The 22,419-nt window shown below is 68.1% G+C and carries 14 protein-coding genes; 3 read left to right on the forward strand and 11 right to left on the reverse strand.

Annotation, left to right across the window (positions count from 1 at the left end; genetic code table 11):
• Nucleotides 1-32: 32 nt before the first annotated feature.
• Nucleotides 33-2,423 (forward strand): TonB-dependent receptor, encoded by a 2,391-nt coding sequence (locus RTK35_RS11860; RefSeq protein ID WP_316908079.1) that lies wholly within the window; start codon nucleotides 33-35, stop codon nucleotides 2,421-2,423.
• Nucleotides 2,424-2,773: 350 nt separating this feature from the next.
• Here the strand turns inward: RTK35_RS11860 and glyA are convergent, their stop codons facing one another.
• From glyA to RTK35_RS11900, 8 genes are all read right to left on the reverse strand, one after another.
• Entirely contained in the window at nucleotides 2,774-4,027 is a 1,254-nt protein-coding gene (glyA, locus tag RTK35_RS11865) for a serine hydroxymethyltransferase (RefSeq protein WP_107328847.1), read from the reverse strand.
• Nucleotides 4,028-4,127: 100 nt separating this feature from the next.
• Nucleotides 4,128-6,008, reverse strand: a complete 1,881-nt coding sequence (locus RTK35_RS11870; RefSeq protein WP_316908080.1) for a hypothetical protein — start codon at nucleotides 6,006-6,008, stop codon at nucleotides 4,128-4,130.
• 122 nt (nucleotides 6,009-6,130) lie between these two features.
• Nucleotides 6,131-10,132, reverse strand: coding sequence for an EAL domain-containing protein (locus RTK35_RS11875; protein WP_410478666.1), 4,002 nt, complete (start codon nucleotides 10,130-10,132; stop codon nucleotides 6,131-6,133).
• A gap of 403 nt (nucleotides 10,133-10,535) precedes the next feature.
• Entirely contained in the window at nucleotides 10,536-11,498 is a 963-nt protein-coding gene (locus tag RTK35_RS11880; RefSeq protein WP_316908081.1) for an AraC family transcriptional regulator ligand-binding domain-containing protein, read from the reverse strand.
• Nucleotides 11,499-11,505: 7 nt separating this feature from the next.
• A complete protein-coding gene (locus tag RTK35_RS11885; RefSeq protein WP_316908082.1) occupies nucleotides 11,506-12,501 on the reverse strand; it encodes a fimbrial protein in 996 nt (331 codons plus the stop codon).
• A gap of 13 nt (nucleotides 12,502-12,514) precedes the next feature.
• Nucleotides 12,515-14,923: a fimbria/pilus outer membrane usher protein gene (locus RTK35_RS11890; protein WP_316908083.1), complete on the reverse strand. Its 2,409-nt coding sequence runs from the start codon at nucleotides 14,921-14,923 to the stop codon at nucleotides 12,515-12,517.
• A gap of 66 nt (nucleotides 14,924-14,989) precedes the next feature.
• The gene (locus tag RTK35_RS11895) at nucleotides 14,990-15,700 is read right to left on the reverse strand and encodes a molecular chaperone (RefSeq protein ID WP_074972959.1); all 711 of its coding nucleotides are present in this window, start codon (nucleotides 15,698-15,700) and stop codon (nucleotides 14,990-14,992) included.
• A gap of 62 nt (nucleotides 15,701-15,762) precedes the next feature.
• Nucleotides 15,763-16,302 (reverse strand): fimbrial protein, encoded by a 540-nt coding sequence (locus RTK35_RS11900; protein ID WP_142012079.1) that lies wholly within the window; start codon nucleotides 16,300-16,302, stop codon nucleotides 15,763-15,765.
• A gap of 331 nt (nucleotides 16,303-16,633) precedes the next feature.
• On the opposite strand from RTK35_RS11900, the gene ettA reads away from it, so the two are divergent.
• Nucleotides 16,634-18,301, forward strand: coding sequence for an energy-dependent translational throttle protein EttA (ettA, locus tag RTK35_RS11905; protein WP_044410459.1), 1,668 nt, complete (start codon nucleotides 16,634-16,636; stop codon nucleotides 18,299-18,301).
• A 57-nt stretch (nucleotides 18,302-18,358) separates the two neighbouring features.
• Here the strand turns inward: ettA and RTK35_RS11910 are convergent, their stop codons facing one another.
• Nucleotides 18,359-18,994 (reverse strand): hypothetical protein, encoded by a 636-nt coding sequence (locus tag RTK35_RS11910; protein WP_074972964.1) that lies wholly within the window; start codon nucleotides 18,992-18,994, stop codon nucleotides 18,359-18,361.
• Nucleotides 18,995-19,386: 392 nt separating this feature from the next.
• On the opposite strand from RTK35_RS11910, the gene gdhA reads away from it, so the two are divergent.
• A complete protein-coding gene (gdhA, locus tag RTK35_RS11915; RefSeq protein ID WP_044410853.1) occupies nucleotides 19,387-20,721 on the forward strand; it encodes an NADP-specific glutamate dehydrogenase in 1,335 nt (444 codons plus the stop codon).
• Nucleotides 20,722-20,840: 119 nt separating this feature from the next.
• Here gdhA and RTK35_RS11920 read toward each other — a convergent pair whose 3' ends face one another.
• Together RTK35_RS11920 and rtcA are read right to left on the reverse strand one after the other, a co-directional pair.
• Nucleotides 20,841-21,215 (reverse strand): hypothetical protein, encoded by a 375-nt coding sequence (locus RTK35_RS11920; protein ID WP_044410453.1) that lies wholly within the window; start codon nucleotides 21,213-21,215, stop codon nucleotides 20,841-20,843.
• Between the two features lie 102 nt (nucleotides 21,216-21,317).
• Entirely contained in the window at nucleotides 21,318-22,343 is a 1,026-nt protein-coding gene (gene rtcA / locus RTK35_RS11925) for an RNA 3'-terminal phosphate cyclase (RefSeq protein WP_316908084.1), read from the reverse strand.
• Between the last annotated feature and the right edge of the window lie 76 nt (nucleotides 22,344-22,419).

Here is a 22,419-nt window from a genome sequence, read left to right on the forward strand (position 1 = left end):
CCCAGGAGACAACACGAAAAAGAGAGCCTTCCATGACCTCCCGTTCCCCATCCTTCCCCCTGGCCCGGCACCTGCTGCGGGCCAGCCTTCTCCTGGCCCTCGGCCTGCCCAGCGCCTGGGCCGATGACGGCGCTCGGCGCAGCTACCAGGTTCCTGCCGGCAGCCTGGCCAGTGCCCTGACCCGTTTCGCCGGCCAGGCCGGCGTGAGCCTGTCCGTGGACCCGGCCCTGGTGGACGGGCTCGACAGCCCCGGGCTGCAGGGTGAATACGGCATCGACGAGGGCTTCGATGCCCTGCTGCGGGGCTCGGGGCTGATGCTGCTGCCGGCCGGGGAGGGGGGCTACACCCTGCAACGCCTGCCGCCGCGTGCCGAGGGGGCCGAGGAGCTGCCGACCATCGCCGTCACCGGCGAAGGTGTCGGGATGGGCGGCGATGCCTACGCCGGCGGGCAGGTGTCGCGCCGCGGCAGCCTCGGGCTGCTGGGCGAGCGGGACTTCCTGGAAACGCCCCTGAGCCAGACCTCCTACACCAGCGAGATGGTGAAGAACCAGCAGGCCCGCACCCTGGCCGACCTGGTCGCCAGCGACCCCTCGGTGCGCAGCACCAACCCCTCGGCGGGGCGCTTCGAGCAGTTCTCCATCCGTGGCTACAGCCTCTACAACAGCGATGTCGCCTTCGGCGGCCTGTACGGCGTGCTGCCCACCTATTCCATCGACATGGAGATGGTCGAGCGGGTGGACGTGCTCAAGGGCCCGGGCGCGCTGCTCGGCGGGCTGGCGCCCAACGGCAGCGTCGGCGGCTCGATCAACATCGAGCCCAAGCGCGCCGGGGCCGACCCGGTCACCGAATTCACCGCCATGCAGGCCTCCACCGGGCAACTGGGCGGTCACGTGGACATCGGCCGGCGCTTCGGCGAGGACCAGCGCTTCGGCCTGCGCTTCAACGGTGTGAAGCAGTCCGGCGACACCGAATGGGACCACCAGCACCTGGACCGCGACTCCGCCGTGCTCGGGCTCGACCTGCGTGCCGAGCGCGTGCGCCTGTCCCTCGACCTCGGGCGGCAGACCCGTGACGTGGACGGCCCCATGGAGCGGGTCGGCCTGAACGCCGGGGTCAAGGTGCCCGACCCGAAGGACATCCACGACAACTTCGCCCAGCCCTGGACCTACTCCCGCGCCAAGGACACCTTCGGTGCCCTGCGTGGCGAGTACGACCTGGGGGACTCCACCCTGCTCTATGCCGCCGTCGGCGCGCGCAAGGGCGACTACGACTTCCTCCGCCATGCCGTGCAGGTCACCAACGACGCCGGGCGCTTCGTGGTCAGCCCCCGCGCCTTCCAGCGCGAGGAGGACGTGCGCACCGCCACCGTCGGCCTGCGTCACTGGTTCGCCACCGGCCCGGTCAGCCACACCCTGAACGCCAGCCTCAACCGCTACGAGATGACCTTCGACAACAGTGGCGCGCGCTACGCCAACGGCGTCAGCAACCTGTACAACCCGGTGACCCTGCCGGTGCCGGGCACGCCCACCGCCCCGGACAACCCCACCCACACCGAAAGCGTGCTCAGCAGCCTGGCCCTGGCCGACACCCTCGGCTTCGTCGACGACCAGGTGCTGCTGACCCTCGGTGCGCGCCTGCAGCGGGTGGAGGTGGACAGCTCCGAACCCGGCGAGCCCGACCAGCGCTACGACGAGCGCGCCACCTCGCCGGCCCTGGGCGTGGTCTGGCGCACCACCGAGTCCCTGTCGCTCTACGCCAACTACATGGAAGGCCTGACCCAGGGTCAGACCGCGCCGGAGACCGCCAACAACGCCGGCCAGGTGTTCGCCCCCTACCGCAGCAAGCAGGTGGAGGCCGGCATCAAGTACGACATGGGCAACCTGACCAGCACCCTCAGCGTCTTCCGCATCGAGAAGCCGGCCTACTACACCGAGAACGGCTTCCTGCGGCCCGACGGCGAACAGCGCAACCAGGGCGTGGAGCTGAACCTGTTCGGCGAACCGCTGGAGGGCGTGCGCATCCTCGGCGGCGCCATGCTGCTGGACGCCGAACTGACCCGCACCGCCAATGGCACCAACGACGGCAACCGCGCGGTCGGGGCGCCGATCCTCAATGCCAACCTGGGGTTCGAATGGGACCTGCCCCAGGTCCAGGGCCTGACCCTGACCGCACGGGCCATCCACACCGGCGCCCAGTACCTCGACCAGGCCAACACCCAGAAGGCCGATGCCTGGCAGCGCTACGACCTGGGCGCGCGCTACGCCTTCAGCGTCGGCGAGACGGACGTCACCCTGCGCGCCAGCGTGGAGAACGTCATGGACAAGGCCTACTGGGCCTCCGCCAACGTCCCCGACGGCACCGCCACCGGCCTCACCCTCTCCACCCCGCGTACCTGGCTGATGTCGGCGACGTTCGGTTTCTGAGGAGCGTTCCCGGGCTGAAGCCCGGGCTACGGCATGGCGCGCAGGGTGGGCTTCAGCCCACCATCGGAGCAGCCGGAAACACCCCTGGTGGATGGAAAAAGCGCCATCCACCCTGCGCCTGAGGGGTGTTCCCGGGCTGACGACCGGGCTACTGCATGGCGCGCAGGGTGGGCTTCAGCCCACCATTGGAGCTGCCGGCAACACCCCGGTGGATGGAAAAAGCGCCATCCACCCTGCGCCTTGTAGGGGCGAATTCATTCGCCAAGGGCTGCGTAGCGGCCCCAGGGCGTGTACGACAGGCACAAAAAAGCCCGGCAGGTGCCGGGCTTTCTCGTTCACCGCTCAGGCAATCAGTTGCCGTACACCGGGAACTTGGCGCAGATGGCCTTGACCTGCTCGCGCACGCGGTCGACCACGGACTCGTCGCCCATGTTCTCCAGGATGTCGCAGATCCAGCCAGCCAGTTCGCGGCACTCGGCTTCCTTGAAACCACGGGTGGTCACGGCGGGGGTGCCGATGCGCAGGCCGGAGGTGACGAAGGGGGAGCGCGGGTCGTTGGGCACGCTGTTCTTGTTCACGGTGATGAAGGCGCGACCCAGGGCGGCGTCGGCGTCCTTACCGGTGATGTCCTGCTTGATCAGCGACAGCAGGAACAGGTGGTTCTGGGTGCCACCGGAGACCACGTCGAAGCCGCGCTCGATGAACACGCCAGCCATGGTCTGGGCGTTCTTCAGGACCTGCTGCTGGTAGGCCTTGAACTCGGGCTGCAGGGCTTCCTTGAAGCACACGGCCTTGGCGGCGATCACGTGTTCCAGCGGGCCACCCTGGGCGCCGGGGAAGACGGCGGAGTTCAGCTTCTTCTCGATCTCTTCGTTCTTGCGAGCGAGGATCAGGCCGCCGCGCGGGCCGCGCAGGGTCTTGTGGGTGGTGGTGGTGACCACGTCGGCGAACGGCACCGGGTTCGGGTACACACCGGCGGCGACCAGGCCGGCCACGTGGGCCATGTCGACGAACAGGTAGGCACCGACCTTGTCGGCGATGGCGCGGAAGCGGGCGAAGTCCAGCACCTGGGAGTAGGCGGAGAAGCCGGCGACGATCATCTTCGGCTTGTGCTCGACGGCCAGGCGCTCGACTTCGTCGTAGTCGATCAGGCCGGCGTCGGTGATGCCGTACTGCACGGCGTTGTACAGCTTGCCGGAGGAGGAGACGGAGGCGCCGTGGGTGAGGTGGCCACCGTGGGCCAGGCTCATGCCGAGGATGGTGTCGCCGGCCGACAGCAGGGCCAGGTAGACGGCGGCGTTGGCCTGGGAACCGGCGTGGGGCTGGACGTTGGCGTAGTCGGCGCCGAACAGCTCCTTGGCTCTGTCAATCGCAAGCTGCTCGACCACGTCGACGTACTCGCAACCGCCGTAGTAGCGCTTGCCCGGGTAACCCTCGGCGTACTTGTTGGTCAGCACGCTACCCTGGGCTTCCATCACCGCCGGGCTGGTGTAGTTCTCCGAGGCGATGAGTTCGATGTGCTCTTCCTGGCGCTGGGCTTCCTGCTCCATCGCGGCGAAGAGTTCGGCATCGTAGCGGGCGAGGGTCAAATCACGGCTGAACATGGCGGTCCTCTCAGGGATCGGTACGTGGAAAGGCGCGCATTCTAACCCATAGGTCGCTGGCTGACACATGAAGGTCGGTCATGCGACAGACAAGTGGCGCTCACGCGGATTCCTCTTCTGCGCCGTGCAGCTCGGCGAGCTTTCCTTGCAGGGCTTCGCGTTCGTGGTCGGCCAGCAGCGGCAGCTGCTGCCAGCATTCGTAGAGCGGCTCCAGCCAGCAGCAGTAGCCGGCATCGGGGCGCTGGCGCTCCAGTTGCTCGAAGGCGGTGTGGATCGCCAGGGCGTGGGCGGGCTCCTCCTGGGCCAGGGTGGTCAGCGCACGGATGGCGGCCACCGTGGTCCAGTCGGTGGGGCCGAACAGGGCACTGAGCAGCAGGGCGCGGCGACGCGAGCCCTCCCAGCCGCCGTCGAGCTGGGCGAGGACCTGGGCGGCGGCGGTCTGCACGCGGGTCAGCCAGACCAGCGCGGGGGTCGAACGGTCGGGCACCGCCGGTGGGTGCACCAGGCACGCCAGCACCTGCAGGGCCTCGTCCTCGCCCAGGCCGGTGGCCACATGGCTGGCCTGGGCCCAGTTGCTGCGGGCGTAGGGTTGTGCGGCCAGGCCGGCGATCAGGGCGCAGACCCGCTCGCCGGGCGGCGGCAGGGCGGGCCTGGGCTGGTCGCCTTCGTAGCGCCACAGCAGGTGGTCCACCGGGCCCAGCGGCTGGCGCGGATCGGGGTGGGCGATGGCCTCGGTGGTGACCTCCACCGTGCAGCCGGTGAGGCCGTGGGCAGCCAGTTCGAGGGCGATGGCCAGGGTGTTGCTGGGCGCCTCCAGGGAGGAGGTGCGCAGGCTGATGCGGTCGTTGGCCGAGCCGGAAAAGGCCCCCTCCAGCAGCTTTTCGCGGATCTGCCGCAGCACGTTGGCGCTGGCGTCACTCGGCTCCGGCGGGGCACCGGCGGCGAGGAACCACAGCTGGTAGGCGCGCTCGTTGCCGGCCCGGGCGGCGTCGATCACCCGCTGCAGCCGGGCGTCGTCACCGCTGGCCCGCCATTGGCAGTAGTCCAGTGAGGGCTGCGCCCAGTCATGCTCGGGTTGGCGGGCCAGTACCTGTTCGTACCAGCCGCTGGCCTGGGCCCAGCCCTGTTGCTCCAGCCAGGTGTCGCCGGCCTCCAGGTAGGCGCTGATTTCCTCGGGCTGCTGGCGCACGGCCAGGCTGAAGGCGATGTCGGCCTCGGCGGCCCGCCCCTGCTGGCGCAGCAGCAGCCCTCGGGCGACGGCCAGGTGCCAGTCCTGCTCGGCGCGGGCCAGGTCGGCCAGCGCCAGGGCCTGCTCGAAGCAGGCGGCGCGGCGCAGCAGGCCGATGTGCAGCATGGGCCACTGTGCGGCCAGGTCCGAAGAGGGCGTCACCCGTCCGGCGAGGGCGGCCCAGCGGCGCGCGGCGGTGAGCTGGCGGACGCTGGCCTCTCGGGCCTCCGGGGTGGCCTGGATGACCCGGGAGAACAGGCGCATCTGCAGCGCCGGGTCCAGTCGCTCCAGGGCGCCGGCCGGCTCCAGCCAGCCGAGTGCCCAGGCGTTGAGGTAGTCGGTGCCCGGGGCGACGTCGATCACCTGCAGCAGCAGGTCGACGGCCTCCGGCAGGCGCTCTTCGCGGGCCATGAGCCAGCTGCGCAGGGCTTCGCTGGCGTAGTAGCGCTGCTCCCCGATGGGCAGCAGCTCGGCGTCGGCCGGGCGGCCGACGCGGGTCCGGTACTGCTCGGCCAGGGCCAGCCATTCGGGGTTGCCGGGGGCGTAGCGCAGCAGCTCCGCCAGGTGTTCGGCGCCGTGGACGAGGTTGCCCTGCTCCAGCTCGGCGAGGGTGATGAAGTGCTCGTACTCGGCGGTGCCCTGGCGCAATTCGATGCTGCCGCCGGTAGCCTCGGGTGCCTCGGGCGCGTCGTGGTCGCTGTCGGTGGCGGGCGTGGCGTGCGGGGGGCGGAGGAAGCGTTTCCACCAGGACATGCGGGCTCCTTGTCGTGTCGTGTGCCGGTCGATGGCGAGTGGTGTGGCGGTGGCGGTGCGGGTGGCGCGATCTTACGGCAGGCGGGCGGCCGGGGCCCGGCCGCAGGTCACGAATCGCAGGCTCAGCTGAGCATGAACAGCGCGGCGCCGCCGAACTGGGCTTCCAGCTGGTCGGCGGGCATCGGCCGGCCGAAGAGGAAGCCCTGCACTTCGTCGCAGCCGTGCTCGCGGAGGAAGTCGAGCTGGGCGTGGGTCTCGACGCCTTCGGCGATCACCGCGAGGTTGAGGCTGTGGGACATGGCGATGATGGCGCGGGCGATCTGGGCGTCGCGCTCGCCGTCGGGCAGGCCGTCGACGAAGCTGCGGTCGATCTTCAGCACGTCGATGGGGAAACGCTTGAGGTAGTTGAGCGAGGAGTAGCCGGTGCCGAAGTCGTCCACCGCGATGCACAGGCCGAGGCGCTTGAGGTTGGCGAGGATCTCCATGGCCTCGGCCACGTCGCGCATGAGGATGCTCTCGGTCAGCTCCAGCTCCAGGCAGGCGGGCGGCAGGCCGCTCTCGGCGAGGATGCCGGAGATGCGCTGGACCAGTTGGCCGTCGGCGAACTGGCGGGCGGAGATGTTCACCGAGACCTTGGGCAGGCGCATCTTGCGCTGGTGCCAGGTGCGCAGTTGGCGGCAGGCCTCGCGCAGGACCCAGTCGCCGACTTCCACCACCAGGCCCAGCTCTTCCAGCACGGGGATGAACTCGCCGGGCGGTACCAGGCCGCGCTCGGGATGGCGCCAGCGCAGCAGGGCCTCGACGCCGGTCAGGCGCTTGCCGTCGCCGGAGAACTGCGGCTGGTAGTAAAGGACGAACTCGCGCTGTTCCAGGGCGTGGCGCAGGTCGCTCTCCAGCTCCAGGCGCTCCAGGGCGCGGGCGTTCATCTCGGCCTGGTAGAACTGGAAGTTGTTCTTGCCGCGTTCCTTGGCGTGGTACATGGCGGTGTCGGCGTTCTTCATCAGCTGGCTCGGCTCGTGGCCGTCCTGCGGGCCGAGGGCGATGCCGATGCTGGCGGTGACGAAGAATTCGCGGCCTTCCAGCACGAAGGGCCGGGCCAGGCGCGAGAGGATCTGCTCGGCGACGGTGATGGCCCGGTTCAGGGCCGTTTCGCGCCCGGTGCAGGGCGACAGCAGCAGGGTGAACTCGTCGCCGCCCATGCGCGCCACGGTGTCGTCGTCACCCACGCAGTCGGCCAGGCGCACGGCCACGTCCTTGAGCATGCGGTCACCGGCGGCGTGGCCGAGGGAGTCGTTGATCGGCTTGAAGCGGTCCAGGTCGAGGAACATCAGCACCACCCATTCCTCGCGCCGCTCGGCGTGCTGCAGGGCGGTGTGCAGGCGCTCCTGGAACAGGGTGCGGTTGGGCAGCTGGGTGAGGGCGTCGTAGTAGGCGAGGCGGTGGATGCGCTGCTCGCTGGCCTTGCGCTCGCTGATGTCGCTGAAGAAGCACACGTAGCTGACCAGGTCGCCTTCCTCGTCGTGCACGGCGGTGATGCCGACCCAGGCGGGGTAGTGGTCGCCGGCGCGGCGCTTGAGCCAGATCTCGCCCTCCCAGCTGCCGCGCTGGTTGAGCTGGCGCAGGATGTAGTCCAGCTGGGTGGCCTGCTGGCGGTCGGCGGTGAGCATCGAGGGCAGCTGGTCGAGCATCTCGGCGGACTGGTAGCCGGTGATGCGGGTGAAGGCTTCGTTGACCTGGACGATGTAGCCGGCCGGGTCAGTGACCAGAATGGCCGAGGTGGAGTGCTCGAACACCGTGGCCGCCATGCGCAGGTCCTTCTCGGCGCGGCGCTGCTGGCTGATGTCGCGGCCGACGCCGAGCAGGCCCTCGAAGCGGCCGTGCTCGTCCCACATGAGCATGATGCGCAGCTCCACCGGGATCTTGCGGCCATCGGCGCGCAGGCAGTCGAACAGGAACAGCTGCGGCGGCAGTTGGCTGCGCAGTTCCGCCAGTCGCTGGGGATCGCCCAGGGCGTGGTTGACCTTGTCCATCAGCACGAACAGCGAGGCGAGCTGGCGCGGGTTGGCCACGGTGCCGTTGAAGCCGTGGTCGATCACCCATTCCGGGCTCAGGCCCAGCACCGGCTGCACCGAGGGGCTGATGTAGTTGAGCTTCAGTTCGCGGTCGCTGGTGAAGATGACGTCGCTGATGCTCTCGGCCAGCAGGCGGTAGCGCCGCTCGCTGTCGCGCATCTGCTCGCTGGCTTCGATCTGTTCGGTGATGTCCTTGGCCACGCCGATCAGCCGGCTGACCCGCCCCTGGTCGTCGCGGGTCAGGGCCTGCTCGCGGATGTCAAACCAGTGCCAGCTGCCGTCGCGGTGGCGCCAGCGCAGCAGGCATTGCAGCAGCTGCCCGTCGCTGACCACCTGCTGCAGGCTGCGCATGCGGGCGTACTGTTCCTGGTCGTCGGGGTGGAGGATCTGTTCCCAGAAGTGCTCGCCCATCTCGCGCAGTTCGCGGCGGCTGTAGCCGAGCTGCTGGCCGAGGCGGTTGTTGCTGAGCATGACCCGGCGCGCGCCGATGTCGTGCACGTAGAGGGTGTCGGGCACCGCCAGCACCACGTCGGACCAGAATCGCTCGCGCTCGATCAGCGACAGCTCCATGCGCTTGCGGCTGGTGATGTCGCTCATGCTGAGGGTGACGGCGTGCAGGTCCTGGATCATCTCGGGCATGCGCAGCACCACCCAGAGGTGCCGTTCCACGCCCTGGGGCGTGACGATGCGGGTTTCCAGCTCCAGCTGCTGCTGGGTGCCGAGCACGGCGGCGATGAGCTGCATGCGCATGCCGCCGGGGCGCAGCGGGCGGTCGCCGATGATCAGCTGCCAGACCTGGTCGGCGTTGCGTGCGCCCAGCAGGCGCAGGGCGAACTGGTTGACCTCGGTGACCCGCAGGCGCTGTTGCAGTGGCAGGTGGCGCTCGGGGTGGCCCTGCAGCCAGTGCTCCAGGGCCTGGGCGTCGCGGATGCCGTTGTGCAGCAGGTGCTCGCGCAGGCTGGCGAGGTCGAGCACGCAGAGGGCGACGCCGGTGCCTTCGAATATTTCCTGGTAGCGCCGACGGGTTTCCTGGAGTACGCGCAGGGCTTGCTGCTCCTCGGTGACGTCACGCAGGACCCAGACGTAGCCGATGAGCTTGGCGCCGTCGTTGAGGTCGCTGCGGGTCACGGTGAACAGCCGCTGCACGGTGCCGACGCTGACCTGCACCAGGTCGGGACCGAGGTCCTGGCTGTAGTGGATGGTGTGCAGCAGCAGCGGGTCGAGGTTGGGCAGCAGGGCCAGCAGGTGGACCTGCTGGGCGTCCTCGCTGCTGAGGCCGAACATGGCTTCGGCCTGAGCGTTGAGGTAGCACACCAGGCCGTCGGTCCAGGTCACCACCACACGCTCTTCGATCACCCCGAGGGCGCTGGCGGCCTGGCGCAGGGAGCGCCGCGAGGCGTCGTTGAGGGCCTTCAGGCTGCGTTGCTCGCGTTGCAGGACGAACAGCGCCAACAGGGCCATGGCGGCGCAGACGGAGAACAGGGCGAGCTTGCCGATCAGGCCGGGCAGCATCGTGGCGCGGGCCTGGCGCTCGTCGTACAGGGCGCGCAGTTGCCAGTCGCTGTTGGCCAGGGGCAGTTGGGCGAGGGTCTGGGCCTGCTCTTCGGCGGTGAGGGGCACGCCGGTGGGTTTGCTCTGGTCCGCTTCGGTACCGCCATGGATCAGCACGCGCTGGTTGAGCCGGTCCTCCAGCAGCCAGCCGCAGCTCAGGCCGCGTTCACGCAGCCAGGCCTGCAACGTGGAGGCATCGAGGCGCAGCACCCAACTGCGCCCCTGGCCGTCGTGGAGCATCAGGTAGACGCGGCCGCCGGCCTCGGCGGTGAAGGCGAAATGGTAGGGCTGGCCGGCGCTGCGCTGGGCCAGGGCGGCGATGTAGAGGCTGTCGTCGCTGGCGGGGTCGCTGTCGTCGAGCACGCCGCCCCGGGGCGAGACTCGGGCGATGCTGTGCATCTGCGGATAGAGTACATGGAGGCTGTCGAGCAGGGCCGGTTCGCTGATCTCGCGGCCGCTGTATTGCAGCAGGGCGAGGCCGGCCTCGGCCTCCTGTTCCATGGCGCCTTCCAGCTGGCGCGCCAGTTGCTCGGCGAGGGTCCGGTCGTGCTGGCGTTGGCCGGTCTGCAGGCGGTGGTACTCCTGCAGCAGTTGCCAGAACAGCAGCCCGATCATGACCACCACCAGCACCCCGAGCAGGCTCTTGACCGAGCGCTGAAGGGCGGGCCCCTGGGGCTCTCCGGGCGCGCGGTGGGTGAGGGCGGGCGAGATGTCGGGCACGGGGCAATCCTGATCCATCGGCGCGAGGGCCGAACGGGCTGGTCGGGGTTGTCTGGGGAAAGCGGGCTAGCATGCCTGGGGTTGCGGCAAAGTGCCAGCACAGCCGACGAGCGTCCGGCGGGCCGCAAATACTGGCGCGCCACGGCAGGAAATGCCCACGGCTGGCGCGCGACCAGGGCCCCGATCAGTCCTCTTCGTCGCGCGCTACCGTCGTTCGGACGTTGGACGCGGTAGACGGGCCGGTTGTTCCCAAGGTGGGGTGCCGGCGTTCCGGCCAGATCTGTGCCGGCGCCAGTTCCAGGAGCGCAGCGATGGCGCGTTCGACCCGGGGATAGGGCTGGCGCTTGGCGTTCTTCACTGCTGCGCTGGAGACTCCGAGCTGGCGGGCCACCTCCGCCAGGCTGTGGCCGCGAGCGCGTAATTGGTATTTGACCCACTCCCAGCGTTCGTCCTCGTCATGGGGGATATCGAGGGGTAGCGAGGCGGAGTGCGGCGGTTGGCCGAGGTAGGCCAGCAGGTGCTGGTGCAGGGCGGGTTGGGCTGTGCGTAATGGCCGCTCGAGGGCGGCGCGGGGGAAGTGCAGGCGGTTGTGCAGGCGCTCGAACGCGATAGGGCAGGCGAAGGCCTGACGGTGGAGCCGTTCGTCGTCCGGTGCCGGGTGGGCGAGTTCGAGGCGCAGGGCCTGGGTCGGCGGGTGGGTCAGCGGGGCCAGGGCATTGGCCAGCAGGGCCAGGAAGAGTTCGTCGAATTGCCGGGTGCTGGCCGTTCCCCTGGACAGCAGGCGGAAGTCGACCACCAGGCCACGGGCATCGAGCCGCAGGTCGAGCCGGGCGGGGGTGACGAGCGAGGCCAGGTGGCGCTGGGCGCACATCAGTGCTTCGCCGAAGGTATTGGCGCTCTGTACTGCCAGGCCGTAGAGGCCGAGTGCGCCCAGGTCCAGCAGGGTGCCCTGGTGCAGGCCGATCTGGGGGAGTGGGCCCTCGTCGGCACGCTGCAAGAGGTGGAGAAAGTCATCCAGGGACCAGTGCGAGTCCGGCAGCAAGGCGTCCGGACCATGTCCGAGCGCCTGGGCGAGGGGAGGAAGCAAATGGCGGCAGCCCAGCAGCAGGCTGGCGGCGATCACCCGCCCCTGGGTCGTGTCGGTCATCGGCATGTCAGTAATAGATGAGGGTGAACACTAACGCGCCGTTGGCTAGACCGGCGTTGAACGGTTCGTTCAGCCTTAGATAACGCGCGCTGTAGGGAAAGGCGTACGACTGCCCGGGGGTGTCCGTCAATGCCAGCACGCCTCGTACCACCCGATTGTCCAGAGGCGCGGGTCCCGCCTGCCCTTCGAAACGCTGGCGCACCTCGATGGCCACGCCCTGGGCGCTGTCGGGGCCGGGGCTCAGGCGCATCAGGCCTCGGGCGGCGTCCACAGCACCGTCGCTGGGGCGCAGGGCGATGCCGATATCGTTCTGCTGCCAGCCGGCCTGGCCGTCGAAGAGTCGACGGGTGCCATGGAACGGGGGGCAGTTGACCAGCCGCACGGCGAAGTCGACCCAGGGTGTGGCATCGCCCGGCTGGGCCAGGGCGCTGGCGGGGAAGGTGCCGAGGGGCACGTCGACGTCGGTGGCCATGCAGGTGCTGCTGACGAGGTTGAGGCTGCCGCTCAGCTCGGTGCGCCCCAGTTCGCTTTGGCCGCAGTAGAGCGCCAGGGCCGGTAACTGGTCACCGGCCAGCGTGCCGGGTTGCAGGGTCGGCTCGGTCTTCACCAGTTGCAAGATCACGGCCGAGCCCCGCGCGCTGGCCAGGGCACCGCCGTCGGGGGCGCTGTAGCGCACGCCGACGCCGGGCAGGTTGGTCTGGTACACCGGTGACTCGGCCGAGCGGGCGTCCTGCCAGAGGGCCTGGGCGGGGCGCGGGGTGAGGGCCAGGGTCAGGGGCTGGCCGCTGCCGTCGTCAGCCATCTGGGGCACCGGCAACCATTGTTCATAGAGGACGGTGCCGATCGGTGCAGCGGGTGGTTGACTGATGGCGGGCGCGCCAAATGGCACCTGGCGGCTGGCTGCCACGGGGGCCGGGCAGTCGGCCCAGGCAGCAAGCGGCAGCAGGCCGGCGATCATGAGGGACAGCCAGGTGGCCAGGTACGGGGGGCGCAGGTTCGGCATGGTCGGCTCCGGGTCAGGGGTGGCAGGTGAGGTCGCGAGGGGCTTCGTCGACGGGCGGCAACGGTTGCGGCACGGCGAGGCTGCAGGACTTTCCGGGGGCCCAGTTGGCCCGCAGGGTGGTGGGCGCGCCGTCCAGGCGCAGGTAGATCAGCCCGCCCTGGCCGATCACGCCCAGGGCTTGTCCCTGTTCGTCCTGCAGGCTGGTGCCGAAGGGCAGGGGTTCGCCATCGGGCAGCAGGCCGCGAGCCAGCAGGACGCTGCCGGAACGGGTGGGAAACTTCACCAGCACCACGGCGCCGCTCCGCGGGGCAACGCGTTGCTCGGTTTCTTCGAACTCGACGCTGTCGGCGGCGCCGGCGGGGTCGAGGACCAGTTCGTTCATCTGGTACGGCTGCAGCCCGGCCACCACGGCCTGGCCCTGGCCGTCCAGGGCCAGGCCAGGCTGCTGCGCGACCCAGGCGCCGGCTCCGCCAGGGGCCACCAGTACGGCGAAGGTGTCGCCCTGCATGGGCGTCAGGGTGATGCCTTCCGGGTGGGCCAGCAGGCTGCCGTTGAGGCCGAGGGCGGTGGTGCGGTAGCCGTCGCCCTGGCTCAGTGCGCCGCTGAGCAAGGCTCGGGAGGATTGATAGCTGCCACCGAGGCTGCTGGCGTTCGAGCCCTGGCTGTTGCGGCTGGTGGACAGCGTGTAGGCCAACTGGCGGGATTCACCCGCGCTGCCGCGCAGGGACAGGCGTTCGTCGTGGGTGCCATCGCGGCGCCGGGTGAAGGCAGCGGAGAGGCTCTGGCTGCCGCCGAAGCGGGCACCCAGCGGGATATTGAGGCTCAGCCGCGTCTGGCCGTCGGGTTGGCCCTGGGCGTCGCGCGCGCGGACCGTGTCCAGGCTTAGGCTGAAACGACGGAAACGATGGGTATAGCCGACCTGGTACTGCCGCGCCCAGCCTGGGGTTTGCCAGTCGCGTTGCAGCAGCAGCCCGGCGTTGAGCTGTGCATCCTGGGTGACGTCGAGGGTCAGGGTGGCGCTGGCCCTGTCGCGCAAGCCGGCTGGTCGGGTGTTCGCCTTGAGCGGGGTGGGTTGGTCCTGGCGACGGGCTGCACTGGCCAGCGATTGGTAGCCCGGTGTTGGAGCATGGCGCAGTTCCAGGGCCATGGCGGGGCCTCCGGTTGGCCAACTGCGGGAGAAGGCCAGGCCCAGGCTGTTGCCCGTTTCGTCCTGGCCATGGATGTGTGCCTGGCTGCGGGTAAGGTCGGCTGCGAGCGCGCCCAGTGGCGTGTTGAGTGCCGCCCCGATCATGAGTGCGGTGTAGTCGGGGCTGGCCTGGCCTCCCAGGTAGGCGGTGGTGTGATTGCTAACACCGCGTCTGAAAACGCCATCGATCACCATTGGCTGGCGCTTGAGCGTGGCATCACGCAGGCGGCCTGCAGCCAGGCTGAAGCGCACCTGGCCGGGCCTCAGCAGTTCGACGGCAGGGCTGTATGGCAGGGTGAAGCGTTGCTCGCTGCCGTCTGCTTCGAGGACCCGTACCTCCAGATCACCACCGCGTCCGGGGGGCGTGAGGTCATCCAGTTCGAAGGGACCAGGGGCGACGTTCAGCTCCTTCAGCAGGGTGGTGCCCTGCCAGACCTGGATGCGTGCCTGGGTTCGGGCGACACCACGGAACATCGGAGCGAAGTTGCGCTGGGAGTAAGGCAGCATGCTGGCATCGCTGCGCAAATGGACGCCGGTCAGTGGTACGCCGGAGAGCAGTTGACCGCTGCTGTTGACTTCGCCGACCTCCACCTGGCTGCCCCAGTCGTCCAGGTCGTGCTGCAGGTAGGTGGCGGCATTGCGATAGGCGCTGGAAACATCGCTCTGCCAGGTCTGGGAGCCCTGGTGGCGCAGGCGCCAGCGGCCCAGGTTGAGGCCGCCGTCCAGGCTGAGAAACAGGTTGTCGCTGCGGCTGCCCGTCTGTTCCTGGCGGCTGGCGTTGAGGTTGTAGCCGAGAATGGCGGCGGTCACGCCTGCGTCCCACAGGGTCCGGTCCACATAGTCATAGGCGTTGCGGCGCAAGGCGAACTGGGGGATCTGCAGCTCCAGCACCAGCTCGGCCATGTCGAAGCGCGCCTGGGCGCCGTCCACCTGGTCTTCCAGGCGGCCGCAGGTATCGGGCTCGATGGAGCGCAGGTGGGCAGGGTCAGTGCCGATGAGCTGGAGCAGATCCGGCTGCAGGCAGGGAAAGGATCCTCGCGTATCGGTCGTCACTTCGATCTCGCGCCGCAGGGCTATCCGTTCGTTCAGGCGGATGTCCACCGTGTAGTGCCCTGGCACGACTGGGGCTTCGTCTTCGAATTGGCTGAGGTCGAAGTTGCGGGCCTCGGGGGGCAGGAAGGAGTCGTCGAAGATGACGCGCTCATCGGTGTGGCCTTGGCTTGTCAGAGCCAGCATGCCCCCGAGCAGCACTGCAGGTGGCAGGCAGCGGCAGGACCGCTGCGGGGCGTGGCACATCGAGCGTCAGGGCGACAGGCGGGCGGTATGGGTGGCGTCTGCTCCGAAGTCGTTGATGACCTTGAAGTCGATGGAGGTGTCAGCGGAGCCGGGTACCCGTTGCTTCAGTGGCAGGCGCAAGGTGTCCTGAGGGGCGACCATTGCCGAGCCCTTGTTCAGTGTGACCTCCTGCCCACCCAGGCGGATGTCGACGAAGGTGATGTGGAACGCGCCGCGGTTGGTGCATACCAGTTCATCGCCTTGCACCTTCCATTGCAGGTTCTGGATTCCGGACTCAAGGGATCCCAGGCCCTTGGGGCGATAGAACAGCTTGAGACGGCTGGCAAAGGCCATTTGCAGCTTGTTGGTGGCGGTGCCCTCCGCCGGCTTGGGTGGCAGTTCAAGCACGTTCAGCCAGAACAGTGATTCGCGGTCCTGAGGCAGGCTTTGCTCGATCAGGCGGATGCGCAGGCTCTGTCCCTTGCCGGGGTTGACCCGGGTCACGGGTGGCGTGAGCAGGAAGGGGCTGCGGGCCTTGGCGGCGTTCTCGATGTTCGGGCTCTGGTCGATCCAGGCTTGGGTCAGCGCGGGTACATCGCCGTTGTTGGTGAGCTGGACGGTGATCTCGCGTTGTTCGCCGGGGTAGATCACGCGGGTGCCGGTGATGACAATGCCGGCCTGGGCGAAAGCAGGTGCGAGCATGGCGAGCATGCCCAGCCAGATGTGGATGCGTTTCATGTGGACTCGAAGCACTTCACGGAAGGTAGGAAAGGCAGGCGTTGCGCCTGCCTTCCTGTGCGTCACGGATAGCCGATTACGTAGAGAGCGGTGGCCTCGACGGCGCCCGGCTCGACGACGTCCTTGGCGTAGTAGCGCACCTTGTAGGTGGCACTGCCCTGGCCGGCGTTGAGGCTCATGATGGTCGGGATCTGGCCGCTCAGGTCGACCGGAGTGCCGTTATTGTCAGTCAGCTCCAGAGCGACGTTGGTCGCTGCGCCCGTGGAGGCGATATTGCTCAACTGGTCGCCATCCAGGTAGGCCGAGGTAAACAGCACATCTGCCGAGCTGGCGTTGGTCTTGCAGTCCTTGAGGCTGATGACGAACGGGGTATCGCCAGCGGTCTGGCCTGCGATACGCAGCAGGGCGGCCTGGGTGTCCGGCAGGGTCACGGTGGCCGCGCCCGGGGTCGGGACGCCGTTCACTGCCACGGTGCAGGTTTTCTCCAGGATCTTCCCGGTGAAGTGAATCTCAGCACCGTCGGCGTCGCTGTATGCGTAGGCGGACAGGCTGGAGGCAGAGAGCGCCAGGACGGCGGCGGAGGTCACGAGTTTCCTGATCATGTTGCATTCCTTGAGTGTTAGGAGAGACCTGCCCCGTGGCCTGGGAGGCCGCGGGGCAGGTGCGCAACATGGTAGAAAGCGTGCCCTGTGGGACGCTGGCCGCCATCGCGTAGGTGGGTGAGATGGCGTTTGGGGAATTCGGCTATCACCTTGGACATATCGGCAAGCGAAGGCGGTCGAGGCGATACGTGGCGGACGTGCGCGTGCGGCGTTTGCACAACCCCAGGGGAGCTAATAAGCTGACGCACTTTCCTATTCATTCCGTCTGCGGCCAATGGCTTGCCACGCAAGCCATTGGCCCGATTCCACACGTTCAGCGAGGTCAAACAGTTTGGCTCAGTACGTCTACACCATGCATCGGGTCAGCAAGGTCGTGCCCCCTAAGCGTGAAATCCTCAAGGACATCTCGCTGTCCTTCTTCCCCGGCGCCAAGATCGGCGTGCTCGGCCTGAACGGCGCGGGTAAATCCACCCTGCTGCGCATCATGGCCGGCGTCGACACCGAGATCGACGGCGAAGCCCGCCCGATGCCGGGCATCAAGGTCGGCTACCTGCCTCAGGAACCGCAGCTCGACGCCAGCAAGACGGTCCGCGAGATCGTCGAAGAGGCGGTCGGCGAGATCAAGCAGGCCCAGGCCCGCCTGGACGAGGTCTACGCCGCCTATGCCGAGCCGGATGCCGACTTCGACGCCCTGGCCGCCGAGCAGGCCAAGCTGGAGGCCATCCTCCAGGCCGCCGACGGCCACAACCTGGAGCGTCAGCTGGAAGTTGCCGCCGATGCCCTGCGCCTGCCGCCGTGGGACGCGAAGATCGAGCACCTGTCCGGTGGCGAGAAGCGCCGCGTTGCGCTCTGCCGCCTGCTGCTGTCGGCCCCCGACATGCTGCTGCTCGACGAACCCACCAACCACCTGGACGCCGACTCCGTCGCCTGGCTGGAGCACTTCCTCCACGACTTCCCCGGCACCGTGGTGGCCATCACCCACGACCGTTACTTCCTCGACAACGTCGCCGGTTGGATCCTCGAACTGGACCGTGGCCACGGCATCCCCTTCGAGGGCAACTACTCGGGTTGGCTGGAATCCAAGGCCAACCGCCTGGCCCAGGAAGCCAAGCAGGAAGCCTCCCACGCCAAGGCCATGAAGGCTGAGCTGGAGTGGGTGCGCCAGGGCGCCAAGGGTCGTCAGGCCAAGTCCAAGGCCCGTCTGCAGCGCTTCGAGGAAATGCAGTCCCAGGAATTCCAGAAGCGCAGCGAGACCAACGAGATCTACATCCCGGCCGGTCCGCGCCTGGGCGACAAGGTCATCGAGCTGCACAACGTCACCAAGGGCTACGGCGATCGCGTGCTGATCGACGACCTGTCCCTGAGCATCCCGAAAGGCGCCATCGTCGGCGTGATCGGCGGCAACGGTGCGGGCAAGTCCACCCTGTTCCGCATGCTCACCGGCAAGGAGCAGCCGGATTCCGGCCGCATCGAGATCGGCGAGACCGTGCAGATCGCCAGCGTCGACCAGAGCCGCGACAGCCTGGACGGCAGCAAGACCGTGTGGCAGCAGGTTTCCGATGGCTTCGAGCAGATCAAGATCGGCAACTACGAAGTCCCGTCCCGCAGCTACGTTGGCCGCTTCAACTTCAAGGGCGCCGACCAGCAGAAGTTCGTCAAGGACCTCTCCGGTGGTGAGCGCGGCCGCCTGCACCTGGCCCTGACCCTGAAGCAGGGCGGCAACGTGCTGTTGCTCGACGAACCGTCCAACGACCTCGACGTGGAAACCCTGCGCGCCCTGGAAGAGGCGCTGCTGGACTTCCCCGGCGCCGCCATCGTGATCTCCCACGATCGCTGGTTCCTGGACCGTATCGCCACCCACATCCTGTCCTACGAGGACGACGGCAAGGTGACCTTCTTCGAAGGCAACTACACCGAGTTCGAAGCGGACCGCAAGAAGCGCCTCGGCGAGGCGGCTGCCCAGCCGCACCGCGTGCGCTACAAGAAGCTGGCCCAGTAAGCCGGCAGCACCACGAAAAACGGAGCCCTCGGGCTCCGTTTTTCATTCCGGGGGCGCTTACTTCACCTTGCGGCTCAGGTCCTCCAGGCTGCGTTGCAGCTGGTCGATGCGGCTGTCCTGGCTGTCCACCTCACGCTTGAGGCCGGACAGGTCGCTGGAGGAGGAGCTGTTGCGCTTGGCATCCTCCAGGCCACGCTGCAGCTGGTCGATGCGGTTGTCCTGGCTCTCCAGCTCGCGCTTGAGGCTGGAGACATCGCTGGACGACGAACTGCCACGCTTGGCGTCCTCCAGGCTGCGCTGGAGCTGATCGATCCGCCCCTTCTGGCTGTCCAGGTCGCGCTGGACGTTTGACAGGTCCGACGAGCCGGTGGTGCGCTTCACCTCTTCCAGCTGGCGGTTCAGGGTGCTGATGGTGCTGGCCTGGTCGCTGACCTGCCGGGTCAGCTTCTCCAGGCTTTCCTGGGTTCTCTTCAACTGCTCCTGCATCTTCTCGAGGGTGTCGATGCTGATACGGGATTCCTTCAGCGTTGTGCCACTGACCGGGTTGCGATCGACCGTAACCAGGTTGCTGTAGCTGCTGGACGAACTGCCGACCTCGATGCCCGCCTGAGCCGCCCCGGCAAGACCCGCCAGGACCAGGGCGGCCAGGGAAGCGGTGAAGGGGCGGACAGAACGCTTGGGCAAGCTGGACATGAACAGGTGCTCCTGAGTGGGTGCCGATATGGCACATCGCTATGACTGGAGCGCCGGGGTGCCGTTCCGTTTGTCGGGAAGGATGAGTTGTATCCAATCATGACGGCCGCTGACGACGGAACGCCGAGCCGGTTTCCCGGTGTCGTGAAAACGTCACTTTCTGGTGCTTGAAGCGCTCGAAAAAAGTGCAAAAACGCAAGAATCCAGTGGCACGGGTATCTGCCGGAACAGAGCGTTCTAAGCGTAGGTTTATGGCGTGTGGCGGTGGGGATTTACAGCAAATGCACCAAAAAGTTTCATCAATGCGTCATTTTGCCCTGTTTATGTGCCGGATCGCTTGCTAGAGTCTCGCGCTACCGATTGTCCACAAAAGAAAAATACTGGTGAGCATCATGACTCCTTCCCTGGACCTGTTCCTGCAACGGCTCAAGCAACGCGACCCCCACCAGCCCGAATTCCACCAGGCGGTGGAAGAGGTTCTGCGCAGCCTCTGGCCCTTCCTCGAAGCCAACCCCCGTTACCTGCGCGACGGCCTGCTGGAGCGCCTGGTCGAGCCCGAGCGCGCCATCCTGTTCCGCGTACCCTGGGTCGACGACAAAGGCCAGGCCCAGGTCAACCGTGGCTTCCGCGTGCAGATGAGCAGCGCCATCGGTCCCTATAAGGGCGGCCTGCGCTTCCACCCTTCGGTCAACCTCGGCGTGTTGAAGTTCCTGGCCTTCGAGCAGGTGTTCAAGAACTCCCTCACCTCCCTGCCCATGGGCGGCGGCAAGGGCGGTTCGGACTTCAATCCCAAGGGTAAGAGCGACGCCGAAGTGATGCGCTTCTGCCAGTCGTTCATGAGCGAGCTGTACCGCCACATCGGTGCGGACCTGGACGTACCCGCCGGCGACATCGGCGTCGGCGCCCGCGAGATCGGCTACCTGTTCGGCCAGTACAAGCGCCTCTCCAACGAGTTCACCTCGGTGTTCACCGGCAAGGGCCTGGCCTACGGCGGCAGCCTGGTGCGCCCCGAAGCCACCGGCTACGGCTGCGTCTACTTCGCCCAGGAAATGCTCAAGGGCCAGGGCCGTGGCTTCGACGGCGCGCGCGTGGCCATCTCCGGCTCCGGCAATGTGGCGCAGTACGCCGCGCAGAAGGTCATGGAACTGGGCGGCAAGGTGATTTCCCTGTCCGACTCCGGCGGCACCCTGTTCATCGAAGACGGCCTGACCCCCGAGCAGTGGGATGAGCTGATGGAGCTGAAGAACGAGCGCCGTGGGCGCCTGGAGTCCCTGCAGGGCGCCGGTTTGCGCTTCCTGCCCGGCGAGCGGCCGTGGAAGCTGGCCTGCGACATCGCGCTGCCCTGCGCCACCCAGAACGAACTGGACGCCGAAGACGCCCGCACCCTGCTCGCCAACGGCTGCATCTGCGTGGCCGAGGGTGCCAACATGCCCTCCACCCTCGAAGCGGTGGATGCCTTCCTCGAGGCCGGCATCCTCTTCGCCCCGGGCAAGGCCTCCAACGCCGGCGGCGTCGCCACCAGCGGCCTGGAGATGAGCCAGAACGCCATGCGCCTGCACTGGACCGCCGGCGAAGTGGACCAGCGCCTGCACGGCATCATGCAGAACATCCACCACGCCTGCGTCCACTACGGCGAGGAAAACGGCCGGATCAACTACGTGAAGGGCGCCAACATCGCCGGCTTCGTCAAGGTGGCCGACGCCATGCTGGCGCAGGGGCTGGTCTGACACGACCCACCCGCACCCGGACGAACAAGGGCAGCCAATCGGCTGCCCTTTTCATGTCGCCCTGACGGCAAGGGCTGTTCACTGCAACGGACCGTCCAACCCGCACATGGGGCTCGCACTCAATCGCTGTGCCCGCCCAGGGCGCGTGCGGCCGCGCGGTCCTTGTCCCGCTTCCACTCGTCATCGCGGTCCCGCGTCACCTGTTCGCGGAACTCCCGCAACTCCTGGCTGCGCATCTGCTCCTTGCACTGCTCGAAGCCGTCGCCCCAGCCCTCGGCGTAGGTGCGGTCGCGCAGGTAGCGGGGCACGTCCTTGCGGAACTCGCCGGTGATCGCCCCGGCGGCCTGGCGGCCGCTGCTGCAGCCGTCCTGGTAACCGTCGGCGAACGCCGGTGGATAACCCTGGGCAACCAGGTAGTCATGGGTGGTCTCGCAGCCGGCGAGAAGCAGGGCCGCGCAGAGCAGGACAGGCAGGGTGGCGCGCATGCACGCCATGGTGAGCTCCCATGCGCCGATAGGGCGGGCGCATTCGCCGGATGGTCGGGGCGCGGACCGGGTCCGCGCGCCCATTCTCGGCAGCGGGATGTCGTCTTTTCGTCAAGACGCCGTGAGCGTGACGTTGTGGAAGTCCTCCCGCTCGCTCTGGATCAGACAACGCACGGGCAGGAATTGCTGGATCACCTCGATGTTGCTGGTCAGGTGGTCGCTCAGCACGCAGGTGCTGAACTGCCCGCCGCCGGCCAGGGCCATCGGCAGCAGCAGCTGGTCGGCCAGGTACTCCGAGGTGGCCGCCCCGCTGGTGAGCCAGGCCTGCAGCGGGCGGATCGCCAGGTCCGCCACCCGTTCGGCCGACAGGCGCGTCTGGCCCAGGGCGCAGAACAGCTCGGTCACCGCCTCGCAGCCCACCTTCAGCAGCAAGGCATTGCCCGGTCCCATGCCGGGTGCGAGGTAGGCGCGTTTCAGCGCCTCCTCCGGCCAGCCCAGGCGCATCGCCACCTGGCGCAGCTCGCGCTCACCGACGTGATGCGGGATGTTGGCCAGCACGGCCGTGGCTTCCTGCTCGCGTACCTCGCCGCGTGCCGGCAGCACCAGCGTGCGCAGTTCGCCCGGCTGCACCTGCAGCGTCACCTCGCCACCGCCGGCGGGCATGAAGCCGTGGCGCAACAGCTTCATCTCCACCTGGGCGCCCATGCGCCGCAGCAAGGGCAGCCAGGCATGCTCGATGAAGTCCGCTGGCGGGGCCAGCGGGTTGTGGGTGCCACCGCTTATCCACAGGCGAGCCGGGCTGTCGGCGAACAGCAGGGCCGGCAACAGGGTCTGCAGCACCAGGGTGCAGCTGCCCGCACTGCCGATGGCGAAGCGGTAGTCGCCCCCGCGAATCGCGCCGGGAATGAAGGTCAGCTCCATCGAGCCCAATTCGGCCCCCTGGGTGCGTGCGCCACAAATCTGTGCAGAGGCCTGGACCGCCGTCAGGTGCTGGCGCAACAGGCCCGGACGACCGCGCTGCTTGCGGATGTTGCGGATGCGCATCGGGCGGCCGGTGATCATCGACAGGCTCAGCGCGCTGCGCAGGATCTGGCCACCGCCGATGGCGCCGTCGAGTTCGAGAAAATCCGTGTTCATGGTTCGGTGTTCCAATCAGTTGTTCGTGCCCGGCGCTCTGGCCAGGCCAATGGTGCAATGGGTTGTGAGTTGTACG

Origin of the sequence: Pseudomonas sp. zfem003 (assembly GCF_032621675.1) — a bacterium.
Lineage (GTDB): Bacteria > Pseudomonadota > Gammaproteobacteria > Pseudomonadales > Pseudomonadaceae > Metapseudomonas > Metapseudomonas otitidis.